Origin of the sequence: Phenylobacterium sp. (assembly GCF_035276905.1) — a bacterium.
Taxonomy (GTDB): Bacteria; Pseudomonadota; Alphaproteobacteria; order Caulobacterales; family Caulobacteraceae; genus Phenylobacterium.
On the sequence record NZ_DATELG010000379.1, the window covers coordinates 1 to 3,837 of the forward strand.

Sequence of the window (3,837 nt, forward strand, 5' to 3'; positions counted from 1 at the left end):
CCGCCGCATGCTGCGGATCGGGACCGGCGGCTTCAGCCACTGGCCGCGCTGGTCCTTGTACTTGGTCTCGCCGTTGGTCGGCAGCGACAGGATCTTGGCGACGACCGGCATGCCGGAGACGACGTGGCCGAAGGCGGCGTAGCCGAGGTTGTCGCCCGGCTCTCCGGGATGGGCGTCGAGATAGGGCTCGTCGCTGGCGCAGATGAAGAAATTGTTGGTCGCGGTCCCCGGATCGAAGCGGCCGAGCGAGAGCGTGCCGGTCACGTGGCGCAGGCCGGTCATGGTCGTGCTCTCGTGCTTGATCGGCGGGAACGGCTTCACGCGCGCCGCCGGCCGGCCGACGATGGTGCCGCCCTTGCGGTCGTCCGGATCGCGCGCGGCGCGGAAGAACTCGCCGTTGTCGTAGGCGTGGGCGTCGACGTAGCGCAGGAAGTTGGCCGAGGTCAGCGGCGCGCGCTTGTCCTCGAGCTCGACGACGATCACTCCGCGGCTGGTCTCGATCCGCACCCTGGGCTTGGCCGCCGCGGCGAAGCCCGCGGCCGGCGCGCTCATCAAAAGGCCGGCGGCGCCGAGGAAACTGCGGCGTGCGAGGTTGGCGCTGCCCATCGGCGACCGGCTCCTTGGTTCGGGGAGCCCTTCTTAGCGTCGGCGCCGTGGCCAGGTCGAGGCAGAGCGCGCTTGCGACAGCGCGCCCACGATTCCGCGTTCCGCAAGCCGGTTTATTTGCTATACGGAGCATTCGGCGGCCAAGCTTTACTAATTGCGCGCGGCGGAATCGCTCTCTTATCGGCCGCGCCATGACCAGTGCGCGCGATCTCGCCTACCAGGCCGAATACCAGAAGCGACGCCGCGCGATAGCGCGCGCGGCGGGCGACCATCAGCTGAACCTGACCGTGCCGCACGAACTGGTGGCGCGGCTGGACCATCTGAAGCTGGATCGCGGGCTCGCCAATCGCAACGACGCCCTGGCCACGGTGCTGCGCGAATATTTCGCCAGCGGCCCATCAAAAGGAAACCCGCCGTGAGCGCATAGAAAAACCCGGCTCGCCTGAACGCGCCGGGTTCCTCCAGGTCATTCGCTAGACGGGTTTGCCGACCCGCCCGAGCCAGTAAGTCCTGCTCCTTCTAGCGCATCACCCACATCGCAGCAATCGACAACGCGCGTTCGCGCGACGGGATTTTGCGTGCCCACGGCTCCCTCTCAAGGAGCTTGGAATGCAGTCCGTCGAGCACGGGACAGGCGACGTACGTCGCATCGCCGCCGCCCAGAGGGCCGCGGCGCGTCTCGCCGATTCTTATCAAGGCCTGCCCGAAGGAATCAGCAAGGCCATGCTGCTCGACAGGTTCGAGCGCGCCGCCCCGCGCCTGGGCGTCGGCGACGGCGTGGTGCGCCTGGTCCGTGCGCTGGTGCGCCTGACCCAGGAGCAGGACTGGACCGGCGGCCGCTTCCGGCCGATCGCCTGGCCGTCGAACGAGATGCTCGGCGAGGAACTGCAGCGCTCGCGCACCGTGGTGCAGGGGCTGATCCGTCAGGCGGTGCAATATGGCCTGGTGCACATGCGCGACAGCGGCAACGGCAAGCGCTGGGGCTATCGCGGCGACGCGGGCGAGATCGTCGAGGCTTATGGCTTCGATCTCGCGCCCTTGGCCGTACGCTGGGAAGAGTTCGCCGACCTCGCCGCCGCACGCGGCCTCGACGCGGCCCGCCGGCGCAAGCTGCGCACGAGGCTGGGCGAACTGCGCCGCGAGATTCGCACGGTCGCGGCCGACGCGATCGAGCGCGACTACGAGGGGTTTGACTGGCAGGCGGCGATCGATCAGGCCTCGGGCCGCTTGCCGCGCGGGGCGGAACTGGGCGACCTGGAAGCCCTCGAGCGCGAATACGCCGCCCTGCTTGCGGCGGTGGATGAGGCCTGGACGGCCGCCAGAGATGAGGAAAATTCCGAGCCCAGGGGCCAAGAATTCCGAGCTCACAAAGAACCTACAACCGATCCAGAAACTCAAAGAGTCACGTATCCGACTTTCCGTGAAAGAGTAGTCGCGGAACGGCCGAGCCAGGCTGAGGGCGGCGGGGCATTGCGGCCGTCGTCGATCCATGAGGAGGCGATCCCGCTTTCCCTGGTGCTCGAAGCGGTTCCGGAGCTGCATCCGCATCTCGACGATCCAGAGCGCGCGGGGTGGGAGGAGCTGATCGCCGCCGCCTACCAGCTGACCTTCCTCCTAGGGATCAGCCTCGGCGCCTGGCGGCAGGCGCGCGACCTTCTGGGCGCGACCCGGGCGGCGGTCGCGGTGGCCACCATCTACGCCCGCTGGAAGGGCGGCGAGATCAAGAGCTCGGCCGGCGGCTATCTGCGCGCCATGTGCGAGCGGGAATCCACCGGCGACCTGCATCTCCTGCCCAGCCTGTTCGGCCTGCGCGAGCGGCGTCACCCGCGGCGGAAGCCGGCGGAGCCGCTTGATTGACCCCGCACTGCGCATGGCGAGGCGCTGACCCGAGGTGCTCGGTTCACCCCGCCATGAACATCTCGAACGCCGCCTTCCAGGCCGGATCCCAGCGCGACAGCGCCGGCCGGTTCTCGATCAGGTCCTGGGCGTGCCAGAGGATGCGCTTCTGGTCGATCTCCAGAGTCGTCTCGTTGTCCTGGCAGAGGATGTAGAAGTCGCCGCGGCCGATCCCGTCGAGCATCCGTTCCACCACCTCTTCCGGCGTCCAGGCGCCCGGCGGCCGCTCGGGCGATCGGCGGGCGGTCATGCCGGTGTAGGTGAAGCCCGGGATCAGCAGGTGCGCGGTGACCCGGCAGCCGGGCCGGTTGCGCAAGGTGTGCGCCAAGCCCTCGGTCAGCGCCTTCACGCCGGACTTCGACACATTATAGGCGGTGTCGCCCGGCGGCTGGGTGACGCCTTGCTTGGAGCCGGTGTTGATCACCAGCCCCGGCTCGCCGCTGTCGGCCATGTCCGGGACAAACGCCTGCACCCCATGCAGCGCGCCCAGCAGGTTGACGCCCAGCACGCGGGCCCAGCCGTCAGGGTTGGAAAGCGCGTCTCCGCCGCCGCCGACCCCGGCGTTGTTCATCAGCACCGAGACGCGGCCAAATCGCGCCGCCACCTGCCCGGCCAGGTCCTCCACGGCGGTCCGATCGCCGACGTCGACGACGAAGGTCGCGTGGCCCCCCTCCCCTGCCCCGCCGAGCTGCTGCATCGTCTCCGCGAGGCCCGCGGCGTCGAGGTCGGCGAGCGCCAACCGCATGCCAAGTTCTGAGAAGCGGCGGGCCGCGGCGCGGCCGATGCCGCTGGCCGCCCCGGTGACGACGGCGGTGCGGCCGGGGCCGATGGCGGCGGGAAGAGGATCCATGAGCGTCGCTCCTTTCAGGTCCGCCGGCACTATGCCCAGCTGCCGGACGGCTGCAATCGCGACGAATCATCGAACGCATAGGCAGCATCCAAAAAGGCCTTTAAAACGTCCGTTACACTGATAACATGCCGTGTTAGCGTCATAAAGATGGTTCTCGCGGAAACCCTCATCTGGCCGCTCGCGCAGGCCGAGGACCTTGTCAGCCGGCTGGACGAGCGGGTCCGCACCTGCCCTTTCGCCGCCGGCTGGAGCGCGCGACTGGACTTCCTCGAGGCGGTCGCCTGGGGCTGGAACACCGGCCAGGTGGTCTCGAACGAAGAGCTGTTGCTGCACGACGAATCCATGGACCGGCAGATGCCCGGCGTGGCGCTGCGTGCCGCCCACGGTCTGATCCGCGCGCGGCGCAAGGCGATGGCCGGCGGGGCCGAGATCCTGTCCCCGGCCGGCGCGGCCTGGCTGGCCGGGCGACGCACGCATCCGCCCGC

Annotated in this window: 5 protein-coding genes; 3 read left to right on the forward strand and 2 right to left on the reverse strand. The window is 69.2% G+C overall.

All coding sequences use genetic code 11. The features are described 5' to 3' along the window. Window positions 1-606 (reverse strand): peptidylprolyl isomerase (locus tag VJS38_RS18075; protein ID WP_324089542.1); only part of this gene is annotated, 606 nt, incomplete at its 3' end. Window positions 607-797: 191 nt separating this feature from the next. Here VJS38_RS18075 and VJS38_RS18080 point away from each other — a divergent pair. Together VJS38_RS18080 and repC are read left to right on the forward strand one after the other, a co-directional pair. After that, on the forward strand, window positions 798-1,025 hold the full coding sequence (locus tag VJS38_RS18080; RefSeq protein ID WP_324089543.1) for a transcriptional regulator: 228 nt from the start codon (window positions 798-800) through the stop codon (window positions 1,023-1,025). Between the two features lie 190 nt (window positions 1,026-1,215). Continuing rightward, on the forward strand, window positions 1,216-2,463 hold the full coding sequence (gene repC / locus VJS38_RS18085; protein ID WP_324089544.1) for a plasmid replication protein RepC: 1,248 nt from the start codon (window positions 1,216-1,218) through the stop codon (window positions 2,461-2,463). A gap of 43 nt (window positions 2,464-2,506) precedes the next feature. Here the strand turns inward: repC and VJS38_RS18090 are convergent, their stop codons facing one another. Further along, entirely contained in the window at window positions 2,507-3,352 is an 846-nt protein-coding gene (locus tag VJS38_RS18090) for an SDR family NAD(P)-dependent oxidoreductase (RefSeq protein ID WP_324089545.1), read from the reverse strand. A gap of 147 nt (window positions 3,353-3,499) precedes the next feature. Between VJS38_RS18090 and VJS38_RS18095 the strand changes: the two genes are divergently transcribed. Then, the coding region (locus tag VJS38_RS18095; RefSeq protein ID WP_324089546.1) for a hypothetical protein at window positions 3,500-3,837 on the forward strand (338 nt) is incomplete at its 3' end.